Annotated in this window: 21 protein-coding genes; 8 read left to right on the top strand and 13 right to left on the bottom strand. The window is 66.9% G+C overall.

Going from position 1 to position 18,424, the window contains the following annotated elements; genetic code table 11:
- Window positions 1-192 precede the first annotated feature (192 nt).
- Window positions 193-507 (top strand): hypothetical protein, encoded by a 315-nt coding sequence (locus tag QSK39_RS24195; protein WP_285480106.1) that lies wholly within the window; start codon window positions 193-195, stop codon window positions 505-507.
- Window positions 504-1,571 carry a HigA family addiction module antitoxin gene (locus QSK39_RS24190; protein WP_285480105.1) on the top strand — a complete coding sequence of 356 codons (1,068 nt, stop codon included), beginning with the start codon at window positions 504-506 and terminating at the stop codon, window positions 1,569-1,571. The genes QSK39_RS24195 and QSK39_RS24190 overlap by 4 nt, the downstream gene beginning before the upstream one ends.
- A 485-nt stretch (window positions 1,572-2,056) precedes the next feature.
- On the opposite strand, the gene QSK39_RS24185 is transcribed toward QSK39_RS24190, so the two are convergent.
- On the bottom strand, window positions 2,057-2,485 hold the full coding sequence (locus QSK39_RS24185; protein WP_285480104.1) for a hypothetical protein: 429 nt from the start codon (window positions 2,483-2,485) through the stop codon (window positions 2,057-2,059).
- A 508-nt stretch (window positions 2,486-2,993) separates the two neighbouring features.
- Here QSK39_RS24185 and QSK39_RS24180 point away from each other — a divergent pair.
- Window positions 2,994-3,221 (top strand): three-helix bundle dimerization domain-containing protein, encoded by a 228-nt coding sequence (locus QSK39_RS24180; RefSeq protein WP_285480103.1) that lies wholly within the window; start codon window positions 2,994-2,996, stop codon window positions 3,219-3,221.
- A 73-nt stretch (window positions 3,222-3,294) separates the two neighbouring features.
- On the opposite strand, the gene QSK39_RS24175 is transcribed toward QSK39_RS24180, so the two are convergent.
- Window positions 3,295-4,587, bottom strand: a complete 1,293-nt coding sequence (locus QSK39_RS24175) for an exonuclease domain-containing protein (protein ID WP_285480102.1) — start codon at window positions 4,585-4,587, stop codon at window positions 3,295-3,297.
- Complete coding sequence (locus QSK39_RS24170) at window positions 4,539-5,243, bottom strand: DUF6218 family protein (protein WP_285480101.1); 705 nt, start codon at window positions 5,241-5,243, stop codon at window positions 4,539-4,541. The genes QSK39_RS24175 and QSK39_RS24170 overlap by 49 nt, the downstream gene beginning before the upstream one ends.
- 678 nt (window positions 5,244-5,921) lie before the next feature.
- Here QSK39_RS24170 and imuA' point away from each other — a divergent pair.
- Together imuA' and QSK39_RS24160 are read left to right on the top strand one after the other, a co-directional pair.
- The gene (imuA', locus tag QSK39_RS24165; protein WP_285480100.1) at window positions 5,922-6,632 is read left to right on the top strand and encodes a DnaE2-dependent mutagenesis accessory factor ImuA'; all 711 of its coding nucleotides are present in this window, start codon (window positions 5,922-5,924) and stop codon (window positions 6,630-6,632) included.
- A gap of 92 nt (window positions 6,633-6,724) precedes the next feature.
- Complete coding sequence (locus QSK39_RS24160; protein WP_285480099.1) at window positions 6,725-6,850, top strand: hypothetical protein; 126 nt, start codon at window positions 6,725-6,727, stop codon at window positions 6,848-6,850.
- Between the two features lie 83 nt (window positions 6,851-6,933).
- Here the strand turns inward: QSK39_RS24160 and QSK39_RS24155 are convergent, their stop codons facing one another.
- From QSK39_RS24155 to QSK39_RS24140, 4 genes are read right to left on the bottom strand one after another with little or no spacing between them, the layout of a single operon-like run.
- On the bottom strand, window positions 6,934-7,428 hold the full coding sequence (locus QSK39_RS24155) for an NUDIX hydrolase (RefSeq protein ID WP_285480098.1): 495 nt from the start codon (window positions 7,426-7,428) through the stop codon (window positions 6,934-6,936).
- Window positions 7,429-7,484: 56 nt separating this feature from the next.
- Window positions 7,485-8,300, bottom strand: coding sequence for an endonuclease/exonuclease/phosphatase family protein (locus QSK39_RS24150; protein WP_285480097.1), 816 nt, complete (start codon window positions 8,298-8,300; stop codon window positions 7,485-7,487).
- Complete coding sequence (gene tmk / locus QSK39_RS24145) at window positions 8,291-8,923, bottom strand: dTMP kinase (RefSeq protein WP_285480096.1); 633 nt, start codon at window positions 8,921-8,923, stop codon at window positions 8,291-8,293. The genes QSK39_RS24150 and tmk overlap by 10 nt, the downstream gene beginning before the upstream one ends.
- The gene (locus tag QSK39_RS24140) at window positions 8,920-10,026 is read right to left on the bottom strand and encodes a radical SAM protein (RefSeq protein ID WP_285480095.1); all 1,107 of its coding nucleotides are present in this window, start codon (window positions 10,024-10,026) and stop codon (window positions 8,920-8,922) included. Before QSK39_RS24140 ends, tmk begins: the two co-directional genes overlap by 4 nt.
- Window positions 10,027-10,194: 168 nt before the next feature.
- Between QSK39_RS24140 and QSK39_RS24135 the strand changes: the two genes are divergently transcribed.
- Window positions 10,195-11,244, top strand: coding sequence for a LysR family transcriptional regulator (locus QSK39_RS24135; RefSeq protein ID WP_285480094.1), 1,050 nt, complete (start codon window positions 10,195-10,197; stop codon window positions 11,242-11,244).
- Here QSK39_RS24135 and QSK39_RS24130 read toward each other — a convergent pair.
- The gene (locus tag QSK39_RS24130; protein WP_285480093.1) at window positions 11,217-12,014 is read right to left on the bottom strand and encodes a Scr1 family TA system antitoxin-like transcriptional regulator; all 798 of its coding nucleotides are present in this window, start codon (window positions 12,012-12,014) and stop codon (window positions 11,217-11,219) included. The two genes, QSK39_RS24135 and QSK39_RS24130, sit on opposite strands and share 28 nt — an antisense overlap.
- Entirely contained in the window at window positions 12,011-12,493 is a 483-nt protein-coding gene (locus QSK39_RS24125) for a hypothetical protein (protein ID WP_285480092.1), read from the bottom strand. Before QSK39_RS24125 ends, QSK39_RS24130 begins: the two co-directional genes overlap by 4 nt.
- A 184-nt stretch (window positions 12,494-12,677) precedes the next feature.
- On the opposite strand from QSK39_RS24125, the gene QSK39_RS24120 reads away from it, so the two are divergent.
- Both QSK39_RS24120 and QSK39_RS24115 read left to right on the top strand, forming a co-directional pair.
- Window positions 12,678-13,922 (top strand): hypothetical protein, encoded by a 1,245-nt coding sequence (locus tag QSK39_RS24120; RefSeq protein WP_285480091.1) that lies wholly within the window; start codon window positions 12,678-12,680, stop codon window positions 13,920-13,922.
- Window positions 13,915-14,796: a phosphotransferase enzyme family protein gene (locus tag QSK39_RS24115; protein WP_285480090.1), complete on the top strand. Its 882-nt coding sequence runs from the start codon at window positions 13,915-13,917 to the stop codon at window positions 14,794-14,796. The genes QSK39_RS24120 and QSK39_RS24115 overlap by 8 nt, the downstream gene beginning before the upstream one ends.
- Window positions 14,797-15,103: 307 nt before the next feature.
- On the opposite strand, the gene QSK39_RS24110 is transcribed toward QSK39_RS24115, so the two are convergent.
- Genes QSK39_RS24110 through QSK39_RS24095 form a run of 4 tightly spaced genes read right to left on the bottom strand, consistent with a single transcriptional unit; the run spans window position 15,104 to window position 18,411 of the window.
- Window positions 15,104-16,282 carry an amidohydrolase family protein gene (locus QSK39_RS24110; protein WP_285480089.1) on the bottom strand — a complete coding sequence of 393 codons (1,179 nt, stop codon included), beginning with the start codon at window positions 16,280-16,282 and terminating at the stop codon, window positions 15,104-15,106.
- A 13-nt stretch (window positions 16,283-16,295) separates the two neighbouring features.
- On the bottom strand, window positions 16,296-16,742 hold the full coding sequence (locus QSK39_RS24105) for a PNPOx family protein (RefSeq protein ID WP_285480088.1): 447 nt from the start codon (window positions 16,740-16,742) through the stop codon (window positions 16,296-16,298).
- Window positions 16,739-17,863: an MAB_1171c family putative transporter gene (locus QSK39_RS24100; RefSeq protein WP_285480087.1), complete on the bottom strand. Its 1,125-nt coding sequence runs from the start codon at window positions 17,861-17,863 to the stop codon at window positions 16,739-16,741. Before QSK39_RS24100 ends, QSK39_RS24105 begins: the two co-directional genes overlap by 4 nt.
- Window positions 17,860-18,411, bottom strand: coding sequence for a hypothetical protein (locus QSK39_RS24095; RefSeq protein WP_285480086.1), 552 nt, complete (start codon window positions 18,409-18,411; stop codon window positions 17,860-17,862). Before QSK39_RS24095 ends, QSK39_RS24100 begins: the two co-directional genes overlap by 4 nt.
- Window positions 18,412-18,424 lie beyond the last annotated feature (13 nt).

Here is an 18,424-nt window from a genome sequence, read left to right as displayed (position 1 = left end):
TTCTTGAAAATCTCGACCCGAACGGCGGTACCGTATGCCGAGATCACAGATTCAGTCAAGGGGTGAAGAGGTGAATACAGGCACCGTAGCCCGAGTGGGTGATAGCGCGTCACGCGGGGTCCGAGGTGGGGTGACCGGTATCGTCGGGCGGAGTAGCAGTCATCGGCTCAGGGGTGATGGACGGAGGGTGGTGTGCACGTTCACTACGGTGACAACACGCTCCGCCGCCTGATCTTCGATGCCGCCTTCGAGTCGGATCAGTGGCCGCCTGGGGTTGTGGAGTCCCTTCGGCGGCGGCACCAGTCCCTGTCGGCGATGAAAGATCGTCGTGACCTGGACGGGCTACTGTCCCTGGAGTTTCGAACCCACGCGGACGGCGGCGGGATGCAAGGCTCGATCTGCCTGGCAGATGGGGCGCGATTGGTAATCGAGTTCGATCCCGAGAAGACCGAGCAGGTGTCGGTGGTGGAGATCCTTATGTCGGGAATTCAAGAGGCGGCGCGATGAACTCCAGGCCTGTCGAGGCGTTCCCGGTCGGTGATTTCCTCTTGGAGGAACTAGCTCGCCGCGGTTGGACCCAGGCGGAGTTCGCCGAGATCATCGACCGGCCACCGCAGGTGGTGTCGGAGATCGTTGCCGGCAAGAAGGAGATCACCCGGGAGTCGGCTGCTCAGATCTCGGCAGCGTTGGAAACGAGTCCGGAGTACTGGCTCGGTCTGCAAGACAGCTTTCATTTGTGGCAACAAGCTCAGGATGAGCGCATCATTCAACAGTTGGACGATGTGCGACTTCGTGCGCTGCTAAATCAGCAGGCGCCTCTGGCGCTCTTGCGTAAACGGGGTGTGATCACAGCTTCTACCCTGCGCGAGCAGTCGGAACAATTGTGCGAACTGCTTGAGATAGAGAACATCAAGCAAAAACCTACCCTGAAAATGGCTGCGCGTAGAAGTAATGTCGCGGAGTCGGTTTCGTCGATTCAGGTGGCCTGGTTGGCGTGCGTACGACGTCAGGCTCGACGTCGATCGGTAGCGGCTTACTCTCAGCAGGGCCTGCGGTCGTTGGCTGAGCGGTTGAGTCGTGACGTGCGAAACCCGTTCGGCTTCGCGGACCTGCCGGCGCGCTTTGCAGAGGTGGGAGTGTGCCTCGTCTACGTTGAAGCTTTCCCCGGAAGCAAGATTGACGGTGCTTCGTTCGAGATGGACGGTGTGCCTGTGATCGGCTTATCTGGTCGTGGACATCGATTAGACAAGGTGTTGTTCACGCTTCTGCACGAAGTTGCCCACGTCGATCTGAATCACATTGCGGACGGTGTTATCCTGGATGAGGACAACCCGCATGGTCGGCAACAAGAGGACGACGCCAATGAATTGGCTGCGCAATGGGCACTACCTGGCTGGTTGCCAGAAGTTCCTGATCGCATTGGCCAGGGGTGGCTGGCTCGCATTGCGGACACCTTTGGTGTCCATCCGATTGTCATTGTTGGAAGACTGCAAAAATTAGATATCCTTACTTGGCGCAGTGCCTTGGCAAAGAATGCGCCATCCGTAGCGGAGCATCTCCGATCATGGTGAGCGGGCTGGCCGCAGGTGTGGCTGCTGTTCCGTCGGCTGTAGGCGGGCGAAAACTAACGCGCAGAGCGTTCTGGCCAGCATGTGCGGGCCCTCGGCCTAGATAGCTGTCAGCTGAACGACTTGTCTAACTGTCGGGCAGAAGGTCGTTCAGCTTTCCATCAGCTTCTCGGCCTGGTCGTGCGTCACCTGGTTGATCTTCGGGCAAGGAGTTCTCATTGCGCAGAAGCGCTACCGCAGGACGGAAGCGGTCGAAGCGTCCGTTCGTGGTCCCATTGCCCCTTGAAGTACACCTCGATCGCACGGACGAATCGCAGATCGTTCTCGTTGATGTCTGAGAGCTTGAGTGGGGCGAGGAGCTCGGCTTCATAAGCTTTGATGACCAAGGTGAGGTGGAATTCGCACTCGAAGAGGTCTTCGACATCGGCGTCGGCCCTTCCGTGAACGCACTCGTTCGAAGACTTCTCCGGACGGCCAGGTGGGCAAGGTCAGTAGTTGAACGACACGATGGCTTCCGGTGAGCAGGGGTCCACGAAGACGGACTTGATGCAGACCTTGATCGCGGCACGTGCGGCCGACGCATCGACCTTCAGCCTGCGAGAAAAGGGCCCGGAGGCTGAGGAGCTGGTGTCGGGGGTCTGGCTTGTGCCGTCGCTCTCCCACTTCTGGTTCTTGTAGAAAAAGAACTCGATTTTCACGTACGCTTTGCCGTCGCCGGAGCGCAGATCGGTCCAGTTGGCGCCTACGGTTGCGTAGACATTGCCGTTGTTGGCGAAGTCACCATGCGCCGCAGCAGCGTTCCCCGCAGAGGTCCGCGTGTAGATCGTCCCCCACGGCTTACCCGCCGCGTGGGCCGCCGGCGCGATCAGCGTCGACGAGGCACACAGTGAGGCAACGACCGTCGCAACAGCAGTCAAAGCTCGGCGAGTTCCCACTCTTATCACAGCTACCCCTCTCATCTGGCGCCTGGTTCGTCCAGACGACCACCGCCAACACGCTTGGCACCGGCTAGACGGTTTAGCCGAGGCTTTGTGATTCACCCGGTTGCACGGACGACCCGTCGAAGCGACGCCGAGGCAGGTGTAGGTGCGGATGCACGACGGAGAAGCGTCTGGGCTGGTCACGGCGAGTTCCTCCGGACACCGATGCGGCGTCCAGCGCCTCTCGCTGGTCGATGTTGTTCTCGAACGCATCGGTGACCGCCCAGGTGATTGCCGATCTCGTGGTCGGTGATGCCGCACAACCGCTGCGGCGGGCCAGGGCCGCGTCCGTTCCGAGACCTCCCCTGCTGAGTGCGTTCGCCATGACGGACGGTAAGAACGAACTCGCGGCCGACGGACACCATGATCTCGCTGCAATCCACGATCTCGTTCGGCGAGGTCGATGACTCAGTACCGCGTACCGGGCGGTCCCGAGCAGATCGGCATGAACGAGTTGACCGCCCGAGGGGAAGACGTCAGCTTCGACGCGCTCGTCGGCCGCCTCGTCGAGGAGTACGACGAGCGTCGGCGGCACGACATCGAACGAGCGGTCACCGCCGAACGGGAACGGCTCTCCGGCGCGGAAGTCCGCAGCTTCCTGCCGGTGCTCGTCGAGCGTGCCGCCCGGGACCACCTCGAACCGACCTCACTAAGTCGCGGAGGGCCGGTGTGACGAGCGCAGAACAAGAACTCCGCGAGCTGGTCGCCGACCGTTCAACTTGGGGTGGCGGTGCGTATTGAGCTAGTCAGGAGCGAATGAGCTTCGCGAGCGCCTGAAGGAAAGCGTCTTCCGAGACGACCGGGACCCCGCATTCTCGGGCTCGCTTGGCTTTGCCCGACATGGAGTCCGGGTCGGCTGCGGCGAGCACACGCGTTTGCTTGCTGACCGCGCTGGTGACGCGGATGCCTGCCGCCGTGGCTTCGGCCGCGATGTCGGCGCGTGCCCGTTTCATGTCACCGGTCAGGACCACCTTGTCACCCGGACGCAGGACCAGCCCGCCGACCTTGCGTTCCTGCCCAGGTGCCGGTTCCCGCGCGGCGTCGCGTTCCTCGTCGAGGATGGTTCCGACGATCGCCGGATCGAGGGCCAGCAAGGTCGCGACGGTGAGCAGGTCGTTGCGCTCGTCGTCGGTGACAATCTGGTCGGACCAGGCTTCGCGGGCCAGGTCGCGCAGGTAGCTCAGGTGCAGGGCCACGACTTCGTTCTTGTGCAGGCCGAGGTCGTGGGCGATCTGGATGAGGGCGTCGCCTTCGGTGGCTGAGATCTGACGGTCGAGCAAGGCGTCGTCGAGCATCGCGTAGTACGCGTCGACCGCCGGCTCGCCGTCCCGCGGCATCCGCTCGACGAGCCTCGCCAGGAAGTGCGGCTCGAAGTGGCCGATCGCTGTCCGGCGAACCGTTGAGGTCCGACGCGGTTCCAGGTCCGGCCAGGCCCAGTCCGCAGCCTGTAGGTGGGCGTCCGTGACATCCACCGCGCTCGGCGCGTGCCGTAGGAGGAACGCGAGCAGCTCGCCCGCTCCACGCGCGTCGTCGATGGCGGCGTGCCACGCACGCTCGGGCAGCCCCGCGGCCGCGCAGCAGTCGATCAGGGACCGTCCGGAGCTTAACCGTGCCCGGCCCGCGGCGCGCATGGTGCACAGCCCGGCGTCGGGTTCGAACGGCGTGTCGACACCCAGCCGGCCGAACTCGGCGCGCAGGTGCATCGCGTCGAAAGGCCAGTTGTGTGCCACCACCACGCGCCCGCGCAGGCGCTCGACGAGGTCGCCGGCGAGCTGCTCGAACCGGGGTGCCCGGCGTGCGTCTGCCGCGCGGATGCCGTGGATGGCCTGGGGACCGAGATCGCGGTCGGGGTTGACGAGCGTCACCCATTCGTCGGTGACGTGCCCGCGCGGGTCCACGTGGACGACGGCGATCTCGGCGATGCGGTGGTGCCAGCCGGTGAGGATGCCGGTGGTCTCGGTGTCGATGACGGCGTAGCCGTGTGCGGCCTTCACAACGGCAACCGGTTGGTGCTGGCGGACTGGACCGCGTCCAGCCACTGTGGCGGCAGGGCTTCGGGATCCCCGTGTTCGGCCCGCACGTAGCGGCGCCGGTTCTTCACCTGCTCGGTTTCCGCCCAGATGGACACCAGCCATCGCAGCGTGCGGGCGATCGGCAGGATTTCGGACACCACGGGCGTGCCGGGCGCGCTCGAAATGCGGGCGATGCGCTGCAGGGATGCGAAGTCCTGGACCTCGGCGTCGTCAGGAAGGTCGTGTGTCCACTCCAGGGGAGTGATCGTCTTGCTGTTCTTGCGTGCGGCTTCGACGGTGACGATGTACTGCTGTCGTCGTCGGGCGGTCTCCCGGAACGCATCCACGGGGGAGAACAGTTGCCGCTTCCACCAGCCGTCTTCGGCGTCTACCTTCGCCGTCGTGGTCAGCCGGTCGAGCCACTCCTGCAGGTTTTGCGGGTGAACGGCGGCGATCGCGCGGCGCTCGAGGAAGGACAGGGCACGTCGCGCCGCGTCTTGGGAGCAGAATACTTCGCTGGCGGGGTAGATCCACGCTCCCGTCGGATCGCCGGCCGGGCTGACGTGCCAGGTCGCCACCGACTCGACCTCCTGGTCGCCGGCGCCTACGCACAGCACAGCACTTCCCGGTGCCCACAAAGCTGTCAGTTCCTCGAGTGGTTCCACCGTGGCCGGGTCTGTCACCGAGCGCCTCCCTTCGTCGACCAACACCAAGTCGTCGAGGCGTGCCGGTTGTTACACCCATCGGCCGAACGTCGACCTCGGCCGGGTCGGGTCGGGTCGGGGCGACGTCGCGGACGGTGCCGTGCTTCCGTAGGTGAGTGCCCGTTCGAGTTTTCGCCGGTGGTTGTCAGACGGCGGACCTCAGCCGCGATCTTGGTGAACGGCCACGACTCCGGTGACTTCTCGAAGGGCGCGTAGCGCACGATCGAGATCGTTCTCATCGGCGGCCTCCACCACGAACCGGTTGCGTGTGGTCGATCCGGTGTCGCGGGATGCAGTCCATCCAGCGCACCGCGCACAAGGTCATCTCCAAAGGAGTCGCCGGCAAGCTCGCCCTCGCTGGGTCTTCCGCCTGCTCAAGCTCGTTTCCCGACCTTCCGGGGTGCCGCCGCGCGGTTCATCGGTTTCGGCTCGCTCCCCGAGCACGTCGCTCACCACCGTCTTGCCTCAGGCCGCGCGAACTGAGCAGTCAACCTCGCGACCACTCGCAACATGACCTGAACGGCCCGGTCGGCTCGCCTTGACAGCGCCCGCTTCATCTCGCAGTATCCGAACAAGTGTTCGATAAATGTTCGGGTTCGCTCGCGACTTCCCCACGCGGGTGTCTCCGGTACGTGTTCGTGGTGCTGGAGGTGAGTGGTGGCCGTGCCGGAGGCGGTGGCAGGGCTCGCGGCGCTTCCTGGCGTCCGCACTGCCTCCCAGCTGGGCGAGCCGAACTCGGAGGCTGCGTCGGCGCCTACTGGGTCCCTGCCGGTGATACCGGTGCTCGCCGGGCTTCTCCCGGGCGGCGGACTGCGTCGCGGCACAACGGCGTCGGTGTCTGGCTCGATCGCCTTGGTGCTGGCATTGCTCGCGGAGGCGACTCGGGAGGGCTCTTGGGCAGCGATCGCCGGCGTGCCGGAGCTCGGTGTGGTCGCGGCCGCCGAACTGGGCGTCGACCTCGATCGGCTCGCCCTCGTTCCGGAGCCTGGCGCCGAGGTCGTCGCGGTGGTCTCGGCACTGATCGACGGCTTCGACCTGGTTGTGCTTGGCTCCGCCGCCGCTCACGGGATCCAGCCGCAGGTCGCCCGCCGGCTGGCCGGGCGCGTCCGCAATCGGGGCGCAGTCCTGCTGACCACTGGCACGTGGCCCGGCGCTGACCTCGAACTTCGTGTCTCGAAGCGCCGGTGGCACGGCGCCACGAACGAAGGGTTCGGCCACTTGGAGTTCCGCGACGTCGTCGTGACCAGCCGTGGCCGCGGCGCCGCGGCGCGGCCACGGACCCTCGCTCTGCAGCTACCCGGCCCAGGCGCCGCTGTCGCTATCGAGCAGACACGGGCCGGGCGACGGTTGACCGAGGTTGCCGGATGAACGGTGCCTCCGCTCACTGGGCGGCTCAGCCGGTTCGCGAGGTCGTCCGTGCCACTACAGCCGGGATGGACGGACCCCGTTGCGCTGGAGCTATGACGACGCCGGAGAACCTATCGGCCGGGCAATCCGTCACGAGAGCGGTGAGTTCGTCGGGATCCGGGCTCGAAGATCTGCTTGAAGAGCTGATCGGCGATCTTGACGACGAGACCAACGCGTGAGGTCCGGTGGCTCAGTGGTTCCGCGCTCGAAGTGCGATGCGGCCGCATTGGGGCGCCGTACAGCCACACCGGCGCCGCGGATCTCAGGCCGTGAGGGCCAGCGGAGTCGCCGGGAAGCGGCCGTCGAGCAGGGTCAGCAGGAGATCCGGCAGCTCGGCCGGCAGGAATTTGTCGTGGCACCCGGAGACGGCGGCGGCTGGCCACCAGCGGCGCTCGATGAGGCCGGCGCGCTCGTTGGCCGTGTGCCGGACGGCCACCTGCGGTGCGTCTCGGTCGGTGCGGGCGAGGTAGACGTGGTCGAGGCGGTGGTGCTCACGGCCGCGGTAGGTGAAGCGGCTTTCGCGGGTCCAGAGCTTGCGGCCAATCTCGTCCAAGAGAAGGCCGGTCTCCTCGGCGATCTCGCGGCGGGCGGTGTCCTCGAGCTTCTCGCCGGGGTCCTGGCCGCCGCCGGGGAGTTCCCACCAGTGGTGGCTGGGGTCGTCGGGGTCGCGGGCGTGGATGAGCAGGACCTCGTCGTCGCGGTTGAGAAGCAGGACGCGAGCTCCGACCCGCAGGGCGGGTTCGCTGGCGACGGTCATTCGGTGGGTCCTCGTGCTCGGCAGCTGGAGTGGCGGCCGGGCACGAGCACCCAGGTTCAGAAGAGCGTTGCCTCGCGGTCCGCGGCCGGGTCGGACGTTATCAGCGGCGCGGTCGCGGTCAGAGCCAGCTCGACGGCGAGTCCCGAATGGTCCGTGAGCGTCGGCTCGCCGCGGCGGGTGTCGTGGACGTACGAGCAGCTGGTCAGGTGCTCGATCAGCGTGGTGGAGGCGTGGGCGTGGTCGTAGCGGTAGCCGAGCTCGACGCGGCGGGCCCAGCTGTGCTCGACCGCGGTCGGGTGCAGGGTGCGGAAGGCGTCGGCGAGGCCGTGGCGCTGGGTCAGTTCGGTGTAGAACGCGGTCTCGAACGGCGCGAACTGCCCCGGATGAGGCGGCACGTGTCCGGGTTCGAGGACGTTGAGGTCACCCAGAAGGAGGACGGGTGCGTCACCTGCAACAGTCCCGTAGGCCTGGTGGAAGGCGTCGATCCACGTGCGTTTGCGGGTGGTTTTGGCTTCGGTGGCGTCGCGGGACGGGACGTAGGCGCCGAGGATGCGCAGTGGCCCGCGGTCAGTGTGCACCACGATGCCGTCCAGCCGAGCTGACAGGTACGTCATCGCGGCGCCGATGGGGTCCACTGTGGACTCCAGTTTGGAAAGCAGCATGACGCCGCGTTCCTTGTCTGCGTGGTCGGGGTAGGTGACTGACCAGCCGGCGTCGGTGAAGGACTCGGCGATGAGGTGGGTGCCGGGGCCGGAGCCGGTTTCGGTGAGCACGAAGACGTCCTCGTCGCGGCGGGCGAGCCAGTCGCGTTGGCGGCGGGCTCGTTCGAGGGCGGGGTTGCCGACGTTGAGGGTGAGGACGGTCAGGGGCATACCGAGGTCTCCGTGAAGGTGCGGTGGATCAGATCGACGATGGTGCCAGCCGTTGTCCGGGGATTGTCGGCGCAGTCGACTACCTGGACGGGCCAGCCCTGGTCGCGCAGGAACGTCGTGGCCGCCAGGTAGCCGTAGGTCTCCCGGAAGCTGCTGCCGGGCGTGCGTTCGAAGCGGCTGTGCCCGCCACGCGCCCGCAGGCGCTGTTCGACGTCGGCCGGGATGGCGCTGAGCGTGCAGACGAGGTCGGGGCGGTAGACACCGTGGTTGAGCGCCCAGACGACGTCGAGCGGGATGTCGTCCAGCCCCTGCAGGACCAGCGACGAGGCCACGTACCGGTCGCAGAGCACGACCTTGCCCTCGGCCAGGGCCGGGAGGATCTCGGTGGCCAGCTGGTGGTGCCGGTCGGCGGCGCAGAGGCAGGCCAGGGCCATATCGCGGTAGGTGTCGGTCCCGTGCCGGGCCAGCTCGCCCAGGGGAGTGCGGGACGGCTGGAGGGTGGCGTGCACGGGAACGCCGATTGCGTCGAGGCGCTCGGCGACCAGCTTGGTGATCGTTGTCTTCCCGACTCCTCCCGGTCCTTCGAAGGTCACCAGCGTGCCGGGAAGTCGCGGCGCGGTCATGCGACGTCCAGCGGCAGCAGGTGGTGTCCGTCGGCGGTGACGGGGCACTGCTCGGTGTCGACGTCGCCGATGCGTCCGCCGCCGGCGACGACCGCGGCAGGGCAGCCTTTGCCGCAGGCGGTTTCGAGGCTGCACGAGGTGCAGGTGGGGTTGGCTCCGACCTGGAAGCGCTCGTGGAAGCGGTAGTTGTCGAGGCGGGCGGCGATGTCGCGGTCGGTGAAGACGTTGCCGACGATGAAGTCGGTGTCGGGGTGCCGCGAGATCGGCGTGCGGGCGGCGAAGACGAGGTACGGGCAGACGGTGACTTCGCCCGGGGTGAAGACGTAGATGATCGTCCCGGCCTCGCAGCCTGCGAGGGGTTTGCGGTCGGTGTTGGGGAAGCGGATGTGGGCGATGTCGAGGTCGGGGCCGTCGAAGGGCGCGGTCAGCTCGAAGATCTCCTGCATGTGCATGGTGGTCTTGGCCAGCTTGGGCTGGGACTTCACGCCGCGGCCCATGCTGCCCAGGGGGTTGAGCAGCACGTAGCGGGCGCCGTTCTCGCGGGCGAACGCGCACAGCTGGACGTACTCGTCGTTGTCGGCCAGGGAGTTCGGGGTGCACAGCAGTCCCTGCAGCAGGCCAGCCGTGGCGAGCTTCTGGACGTTGGCCACGGTCACGTCGAACGAGGCGCGGTCGCCGCGGAACAGGCCGTGCGAGTCGGCGGCGAACCCGTCGAGGGAGACGTTGACATGGACTCCAGCCGTGGCCAGTTGTCGGATGAGGGTGTCGTCGAGTTTGGTGGCGTTGGTGCAGATGCCGACGTCGATTCCGGCGTTGCGGAAGGCGTGCACGATGCCGAGGAAGTCCGGGTGGATGGTCGGTTCTCCGCCGGTCAGCGTCACCCGTCGCACCCGGGCGTCGGCCAGCCGGGGGACGACCTTCTTGACGACCTCGGGGAGCGGCATGTCCTTGCCGTGCCTCGTCGCGTTGACGAAGCAGTGCCCGCAGCGCAGGTTGCACCGCTCGGTGATCTGAACCAGCGCCTTGCGGTACGGCGTGTCGACGGTGGTGCGGAAGTAGCAGCTCGACGCCTGCTCGTCGACGGCGATCGGACGGACGGTCATCGTTCAGTCCTCCAAGGACGGGCGAGCGGGCGGTGGTTCGAGTAGACCACCGGATGCTCGATTGGACAATAAAACTGATATAAATGCTCGAAAGAAAACTTGAGAGCATTCCGGCTACACTTGCTCGAACTAGAACTAGAGCTGTCCGATCGGACAGCGGCAGAGGAGATGCTGGTGGGGGACGCGGACGTCACCGAGCTTCTCGGCTTTCCGGCGGAGTTGCTCGACACCAGCCTCGACCAGCTGCGAACGCTGGCCGTCGTCCATGCCACCGGCAGTGCCCAACGCGCCGCTCGCGTCCTGCAGCGGTCCCAGTCCAGCGTGCAGAAGCAGCTCGACACGCTGAACGACGCCGCGATCCGGCTTATGGGCGAGGCGCTCGTCGCGAAGCAGGGTCGTGGAAAGGATTTCCTGTTCACTGGCTCCGGTGAAGAGGCGGTCGCGCTCGCCGTGACAACGCTGCGCGCGTGGACAGCCCGCGTCCACGGCGCCCGCCGGCGGGTCGGGACCACCGTCACGGTGGGCACCACCGAGTTCACCGTCGAGTTCCTCGGCGAGGTCTGGCCGCAGCTGCGCGAGACCTTCGAGCGCCGGGGCATTCAGCTCAAGATCGAGCACGTGCGGACTCGCGACCTCAAGACCAAACTGGACGCCGAGCAGGTCGATCTCGTCTGCGGATCGTTCGCCTCCGAGCACGGCCGCGGCCCGGACGTGCCGCACGACTTCCTCGAGTGGCACCGTGAACGGGTCGCCCTGCTGACCAACCTGAACACCCGCGAGGTCCCCGATCGCCCGGTTGCCCGTAACGCGCTCGCCGACCTGCCACTGCTGACGCCGACCGCGGGTCTGCTGGCCGATTTCCTCACCCGCTGGTACGGCCCGGAGTACCGAGGCAGGCTCCACGTGGTCGCCGACATCGACTCGCTCAACTACGGCCTCAACCTGCTCGGCAGCAAGCTGATGTTCGGCTGCCTGCTTACGACCGAGCGGGTCGCCGACGCGGCGATCGAGGGTCGGCTGCCCGGCGCGAATCTCCGCAAGGTCGAGCTCGGCGCGGGTTACGAACCGGCGCTCGAGATCGTCACCGGGATCTTCGCCCGCGAGGGTGAACGGCAGCGGTACGCCGCCGATCACCCGCTGAACCTGCTCTGGGAGGCATTTGCGGCTGCATCTCCGGCTGCTCGCACTGCTCAACACGAACCCGCCCCCACTCGGTAGTCGGCGACCTTCCTTTGCAAGGCGTAGAAAGTCGCCAGGTAGCGCTTGACCGTGTCCGAATCGGACAGGTACGCGGTTGTGTGCTCGTGCCGCAAGACGACGGCGAAGATCCCGTCCGTTGTCTCGTAGATGACGAAAGGTTCGGTCGTTCCGGCGAAGCTCAAGTTGTCCGGGACGATCTGAGTGCTGATGCGACCCTTTGCCGACGTGGTGATGTGCTGCAGCTGTTCGTCCCGGATCTCCGCGGAAACGAACTCGTGGTTTAGTGCCGCTGCGCCTAACAAGACGGTGTGGCGGTGCTGCGGATCCCGGCCGAGTTGCCGGACCTGGCGGTACAAGATCTCCAGGTCGACGTCGTCCGGCTGACTGTCCCGCCCCAGGACTGCGTGCGCGTACTCGGACGTCTGCAGAAGATCAGGCACGACGCGCGGCGCCCACTCGTACGTGTGAACCGCGTATCGCAGGTACACGTCTTGAAGACTTGCTTCGCCCGCCGCAAGGCTTTCGATGTGGCTGGTGCGCTCCGACTGCCCATGAAGCCGCATCATCAGCTGGTACTCGGCAGGCGCCACGTGGAGGTAACCGAGATACCAGCCGAGCTGAGCGGGGTCGATCGGTCGCGCTCCTTTTTCCCATCCCGAGAGGGTGGATGGATTGAACCCCAGCTTGGCGGCCAGCTGACGGAGGCTGATTCCGCGGCTGTCGCGAAGCTCTCGTAGCGCGCTCCCGAGTACGTAGAGGCCTGGGAGGCGGGAAGGTCCGTCGGTCATGCCGGACGCCGTTCTGTGAGATGGAGCTGCCGCGGTGCCGGGACGACGCCCGATTCGCTGTCTGCGGCATGGGACTGAAGAAGGTCCAGCAGTTCCTCGGTCCTGTCGGCGACTTTTCGCTGGTCCTCTGCCGTCGCCGTGCCGTCCTGCAGCTGGATGGCGAGCACGCCCAGGTGACACTGCGTGGCCTGGATCGCGTCGACGAGTTTGGCGGTGTCGCGAAACAGGGAGAGTCCGGTCGGGGGTGTTTCCTCCGAGGACGACAGTCGGCGCAGCCCAGCGAGGATGCGGCAGAGGTGGGCATATTCGGATTCCTCTGAGTGCTGGGGGGTGATCTCAGAAGGCCATCCTTCTTCTTGGAGCGGCATGGTCTGTTCCCAAGGTTGAAGTTCTGTGCGGATAAATCGAAAGCTTTGCGACGGCTCCGATGTAGTACCTCGGGCTGGTTCGCCGCTGTCCATGCCGTACAGCGTGATCAACAGGTGACAACGGCGGAAGCGGAAACGGGGCCTGATGGGGCCGGGATGGGCACAGCCGGGGCCTGTCCGAGGCCTGCCCGTTGCTCTCGGCGGTTACATCGTTCACACTGAGCGAATAGACGTTGATCAAGGGGGCGTCATGGAGAGCTGGACTGCTCAACGCGCGGCCGTATTGTGCGCTGCTATGGGTTACACGCTCGCGGAGTTTGCCGAATACCTGGGTCTGTCCCGGTCGACGGTGGCCAAATGGAATCGGACGACCAATCCGCGAAATCCGGGACGTGAGGCGCAGGACCTGCTCTCGGTGGCGTTGGCGAAGGCTTCGCCGGCAGTCAGAGCGCGATTCCATCAGCGTGTAGGTGGGCTGCCGCAAGCGGGTTCGGGAGCGTTCCAGGAGGCATCAGGTGACTCCCAAGCGCAGGTCGTCGACTCGGCGGCCCAGGCGGAGCAGCTGGCCAACGATGTGGCCGCACTGGGTTCGGATGCCGACCTGATCGATTATCAGCGTGCCGAGCTGAGCCGGCTGGCTGTCGAGTACGTTCACGCGCCGCTGCCCGCCGTGTTCGCGGACCTGCGACACGTCCAGAACACCTTGACGCAGGCGTTGAGATCGCCGCAGCGGCCCAGCCAGACTCATGATTTGATGTTCTTGGCCGGGGTCACCTCGATCCTTCTCGCCCACGCGAGTCAGAACCTGGGCGAACACGGCGCGGCCCTGAAGCATCTTCGCGCTGCGGCAACGTTGGCCACCGCTGTGGACAGCACAGCGTTGCGCGCGTGGACGTGTGGTTCCTCGGCTTTGTTCCACGAGTGGTCCCGGCGACCGGCCATTGCGGTTTCCGATGCTCTCAAAGGGCTGCAGTTCAACGCCGGGCCCCAGACGCGTCGGCGCCTGCTGGCGATCGCCGCGCGTTCGGCTGCCCGCGCACAGCAGCACGACGCGGCGCGTGATCTGCTTGCGCGTCTGGACGAGCCTCCGGATCGGGGCTTCGTTTCCGCGGATCCGGTAGAGGACTTCGGTGGATTGCTGTCGTTCCCAATGACCAAGAAGATCTACTACGTAGGTGGGACACACGCACTGCTTGGTAACCACGATGAGGCGGCGCGCTTTTCTGCGCAGGCGATCCGTGCCTATGAGGTGGGCTCGCCGGAGGAGCGGTCCTACGGCGACTTGGCCCTTGCCCGCCTGGACCACGCGCACGCGTGCGTCGGCCAGGATGATTTCGACGGCGCGGCCGCGTCGGTCGCGCAGATTCTCAACCTGCCTCCGGATGAGCGGATCACTCAGCTCGACGAGTCCGTAGCCTCGCTACGCGACCGAGCCCGCCGGCTCGGCGCCCGGCAACACCGCCCCGCCGGCGACCTGGCGGACAGGCTTACCGGATATCTCTCGGGGCAACCCCGCGCTCTACCATCGGGGCGTGCCTGATCTCGTCCTTCCGAGCGTGCTCGAGGCTGCTTGCCACCATGCCGGTCTCGATCTCATCGGCGTTGAGCCGTTGCGTAACCACGCTAACGACGTCTACTTGCTCCCGTCCGCCGGTGACTCCGGCGTCGTCGTGAAGGTTGCCTCGAAGGGGGCGGGGGAACGAGCCGCCCGAGCAGTTCAGCTGACACTCTGGCTGGCCGAGCAGGGCTTCCCCTGCACCCGGCCGGCCGAAGTCGAGCAACCTGTCGAACTCGCTGATCACGTGATCACGTTCTGGCGGTTCTACGCCCAGCACGACCGCGGGATTCCTGGTGCAGGTCACCTTGGTGGCTTGCTGCGCCGGCTGCACCGCCTGCCGAAGCCGCCCGTGGAGTTGCCGCAGACGGCGCCGCTGTCTTCGTTCGCGGACGTCGTCACGGCCGACACCACGCTGCCGGAACCGGACCGGCGGTGGCTTGTCGACGAACGTGCCCAGCTGCTCGCGGACTTCCACAAGTTGGTCTTCCCGCTCGGGGCAGGCCTGATCCACGGTGATGCGTACCCCGGAAACACGCTGTGGGACGGTGAAGACGTGGTGCTCGGCGACTGGGACGAACCCGCGTGGGGACCTCGCGAGCTTGATCTCGCCAACACCATCCAGGGCGGCCTTCGCTTCGGCCGCTCGACAGGTGAACTGGACGCCTTCGCCGAGGCCTACGGCTACGACCCGCGCGACTGGCCCGGCATCGACACCCTCGTGCGAATCCGCGACTTGCACACGTTGAGCAGCTTCCTGCGCCGCGCGGCGCGCGGCGATACTGCTGCTGCCGCCGAGTTGGGGCGACGAGTGCGATCTCTGCGGGGAGGAGACCGCGTTTCGTGGGTCGCAACCTGAACCACTGCCTTCATCGAACGCATGTTCTATCGCTCTGGTAGGTTCTGTCGCGCCGATGGTGGGTCGGGAACCGGGAGGTTGTTGTGGCGTGGCTGCTGAGGGAGCGTGCGACCGGTCTCGAGTGGCGGTTCGGTGACAGCGACCTCGTGTGGGAGGCGGGCAGCTACAACTCGACACGGTTCGAGCTGCATGTTCTGGACGAAGAAGTCCGGGGAGCTCCCGACGGCCTGCCACCACTTGCCGACAAGACGAGGGCCGGATAGGACCGCGATTTGGTGCCTCGTCGTTTGCGCGACGCCAAGCCTTTTCACCTCGCCTGCAGCGCGGCGGGACGCCCCTTGAACGTCACCAGTTCGAGGCGCCCGAGGTTGGTCAGGTCGGCGAGCGGGTCACCGGCGGTGACCAGCAGGTCCGCCGAGAGACCCGGTGTCAGCTGCCCGGTGGTGTCGCCGACGCCCAGCGCTTCCGCGCTCGTCGTCGTGGCCATCTCGATGATGTGTCCTCGGTCGAAGCCCAGGTGCTCGTAGAGCTGGAGCGCCCCGGCGTAGTCGTCGAATCCGGAGTTCCCCGCGCCGGCGTCGGTGCCGGGGATCATCCGGATGCCGTGCTCGGTCATCCACTCGAACCGGCTGACCACCTGCTCGGCGCGAGCGGACCCGAGGCGGTTCATGAAGCCTCGCCAGTCCGAGGGCCAGGCGACGCAGGCGAAAATGCCGCGCTCGGCGATCTTCGCGGCGACGTCGTCGCGCAGGTCGTAGCCGCCTCCGCCTTCGCGTAGCCAGGTGCAGTGCTCGATGGTGGCGACGCCGGCGTCGGCGGCCGCGGAAATCGCGTCCGTGCCGTGAGCGTGCGCCGCGACGGGCAGCCCGGCCTTCTTGGCCTCGTCGACGATGGCGGCCAGCTCGGCGGCAGTGAACTGGCTCTCCCACAACGACGGCGAGTTCGGCGTGATCTGGCCACCGGACGCCATGACCTTGATGACTTCGGCACCGAGTTCCGCGTTCTGCCGCACCCGCGCGCGAAGCTCGGGCTCGCCGTCAGCGGCACCGCCGAGGAACCAGCAGTGCCCATCGGGAACGGTGATCGGCGGCCCGGAGGGGACGATCCGCGGCCCTCGGAAATGCTGGTCCCGGAACTGGATGGCCAGGCCGCCGCGGTCGCCGAGGTCGCGGACGGTGGTCACGCCGGAGCGCAGAAGCCGGTCCGCGCGGTCGGCCAGCTCCGCGTGGGTCGCCTCGGCGGCGGCTCGCGCCGGGGCGCCGCACGCGTCGAACACGAGGTGGACGTGACAGTTGATCAGACCAGGCAGGATGGTCCCGCCTGCGAAGTTCCGCCGTTCAGCGGTAGGTGAAGCGAGATCTTCGACGGCTTCGCGTGGCCCGACGGCGAGGATCGTGCCGTCCTGGAAGAGGACAGCGCCGTCGCGGATCTGCTGACCGGCCGGGCCAGGGATTACCTGGTTGGCGGTGAAGAGGTGCTGAAGCACAGGTGGGGACCTTTCAGGCGGGGATGCACAGCTGGAACACGGCGATCTGCCTCATGAAGGGCAGCACCTGCTCCGGGGGTGCGTCACCGGGGAACGGCCATTCATCGGAAACGCGGGGAAGGCGGTCGAGGTAGCGGGCAACTGCTGCCGCGCCGCCGGCGTCCTCCACGAGGAGGGCCTTGCGGGATTCGTGCTCGTCGGGCTCGACGGTGCAGCGGCCGGCCGCGAGGAGGTTGCGGACCCAGTCGCGGCCGCGGTCCGGTGAGCAGACGTACTGGACGCCGTCGAGCTGCATAAGCGCGATCGGAACCGCTCGTGGCTCGCCGGTTGTGCGGCCGGCGATGGTCAGCACCCGCAGCGCGTAGTAGCCCTCGCGGTGTGGCTGGGGATCTTGCGAGCGGATGCGCTCGAGCATCTGCTGGTTCCGGTCGCGGATTTCGGCGTTCGAAACCGTGGTCACGAGGCTCCTTCCCGGGCCAGCGCCCGCGAGAGGTGGATGAGCTGCCGGACATCGGAGTTGATGCCCGTGTCTTCGGGAGCCGCGACGAGCACGCCCGTCCGGCTGGCCGGGGTGCGGCCGCCGGCCTGGAACTGCAGCGCGCGGCGGAACGGACCGAGCTGCTGATCGGCCGGCCGATCGGGATCGAAGCCCGCGTCGACGAGCTGCGGGCTGAGCTGCAGCAGGCCGTCCCGAATCTCGATCACGCGCCGCCAGTACCGATGGCCGACCCGGTGGGGAAGCAGCGTGTCCAGCCACGCCTGGGTCGGGGCGTGGTCGAGGGTATCGGCGGGGAACACCGCGTGCAGCGCGCGCCAGAGCGGCCACAGCTCGGCGTAGGCGCGACGTCGGCGCAGCCACGTCCTCAGCGCCGCGAACCGAGCCGCGAGGCCGACCGAGAACACGCCAACGAGGAACACGAAGGTGCAGATCGGGACCAGCCGAGTGGTCAGCTGCATGATCGCGGCGCCGTATCCCGGGTAGCCGGCCCACCGGATGATCGTGACGACCGTCCGGGCGCCGGTCGTGACGGCCGTGGCGACGAGTGCAACGGTGAGGACGCGAAGGCCGAACTGGGCCCGGCGACTGGACTCGGCGGCGTACCGGAGTGCCCAGCGGGCCGCCTGAACAGCTGCGTAGAACATGTAGCTGCCGCCGATGATGTAGAACGGCGCCACGCCAGGATGGCTCATGTCGTTCGGCAGGATCCCGGTCAGTGGGTAGGCGCTGTCACGAACTCCAGGCGGGAGGGCGAGAACCGCGGCGGTCATTGCCAGGCAGACGCCGACGAGGATCGCGGTCTCGATACGGACCCGCCGCCATGAACCGCTCGCGGAGATCAGGAAGAAGAGCAGGAGGGCGTAGCGCGAGGTGTTCAATGCGATGTTCGTCAGGAGCTTCACCGTGCTCGATGACGGCAGCTCGCCGAACACCGTTCGGGTGAACGCGACGAAGGTGGACGCGCCGAGCAGCTGACACGCCACGCACACCACGACGGCCCACAGCGCGGGGTCCCGCGGTGAGCGAGCCAGGCGGTAGAGAAACCAGGCCAGCACGAGCAGCAGGAAGTTCGTGAGGTTCACAGGACGTCGACCGGGTCGCCGAGGGACGTCTGCGCGCGGCGCGCTCGCGGTGACCGGCCGGGCAAGCTGACTTCCTGGGCCTTGACCGTGGCCTCCAGGAGGACGGTCGCGAGCGCCTCGGCTTCCTGCTCGTACTCGTTCTCGTAGGAGGTGCGGCGGCGCAGCGCCTTGCGGACGACGTCGGGCGGGATGTCGGGCAGCAGCATCCGCCACATCGAGTCGTCACCCTCGTCCGACGGATGATCGGCGAGGAGGTGGCCGAGCTCGTGGGCGATGATGTGCTCCTGATGGAACCGCGTGGTTCCGGTGCCCTGGTAGAGGATGACGTCCGAGGCCGTTGTCTTGATCCACAGACCGAACGGGCCGGGAACCTCCATGGGCACGGCCAGGAGCCGGATCGGCTTGCTGCGGCGCTCGCCGAATCGGGCGCAGATCTCGGCCATCGGCGTCGGTCCTTCGACTCCGGCAGCGCGGAGTTCGGACCGCAGCCGACGGCGCAGACCGGCGATCCGCCGGGCACGGCTCACACGCTGACGCAGGATGCTCACGACGGTCCTCCCA

Origin of the sequence: Amycolatopsis sp. NBRC 101858 (assembly GCF_030269325.1) — a bacterium.
In the GTDB taxonomy this organism is placed as follows: Bacteria; Actinomycetota; Actinomycetes; order Mycobacteriales; family Pseudonocardiaceae; genus Amycolatopsis; species Amycolatopsis ponsaeliensis.
The sequence above is the reverse complement of the archived record's forward strand: the minus strand, read 5'-3'. Positions and strand labels throughout refer to the sequence as shown.

Excerpts from the sequence above, each read along its gene's own strand:
- QSK39_RS24190 (WP_285480105.1), top strand. The coding sequence starts at position 504 with ATGAACTCCAGGCCTGTCGAGGCGTTCCCGGTCGGTGATTTCCTCTTG.
- QSK39_RS24180 (WP_285480103.1), top strand. The coding sequence starts at position 2,994 with ATGAACGAGTTGACCGCCCGAGGGGAAGACGTCAGCTTCGACGCGCTC.
- QSK39_RS24160 (WP_285480099.1), top strand. The coding sequence starts at position 6,725 with ATGACGACGCCGGAGAACCTATCGGCCGGGCAATCCGTCACGAGAGCG.
- QSK39_RS24155 (WP_285480098.1), bottom strand. The coding sequence starts at position 7,428 with ATGACCGTCGCCAGCGAACCCGCCCTGCGGGTCGGAGCTCGCGTCCTG.
- QSK39_RS24150 (WP_285480097.1), bottom strand. The coding sequence starts at position 8,300 with ATGCCCCTGACCGTCCTCACCCTCAACGTCGGCAACCCCGCCCTCGAA.
- tmk (WP_285480096.1), bottom strand. The coding sequence starts at position 8,923 with ATGACCGCGCCGCGACTTCCCGGCACGCTGGTGACCTTCGAAGGACCG.
- QSK39_RS24140 (WP_285480095.1), bottom strand. The coding sequence starts at position 10,026 with ATGACCGTCCGTCCGATCGCCGTCGACGAGCAGGCGTCGAGCTGCTAC.
- QSK39_RS24135 (WP_285480094.1), top strand. The coding sequence starts at position 10,195 with ATGCTGGTGGGGGACGCGGACGTCACCGAGCTTCTCGGCTTTCCGGCG.
- QSK39_RS24130 (WP_285480093.1), bottom strand. The coding sequence starts at position 12,014 with ATGACCGACGGACCTTCCCGCCTCCCAGGCCTCTACGTACTCGGGAGC.
- QSK39_RS24120 (WP_285480091.1), top strand. The coding sequence starts at position 12,678 with ATGGGTTACACGCTCGCGGAGTTTGCCGAATACCTGGGTCTGTCCCGG.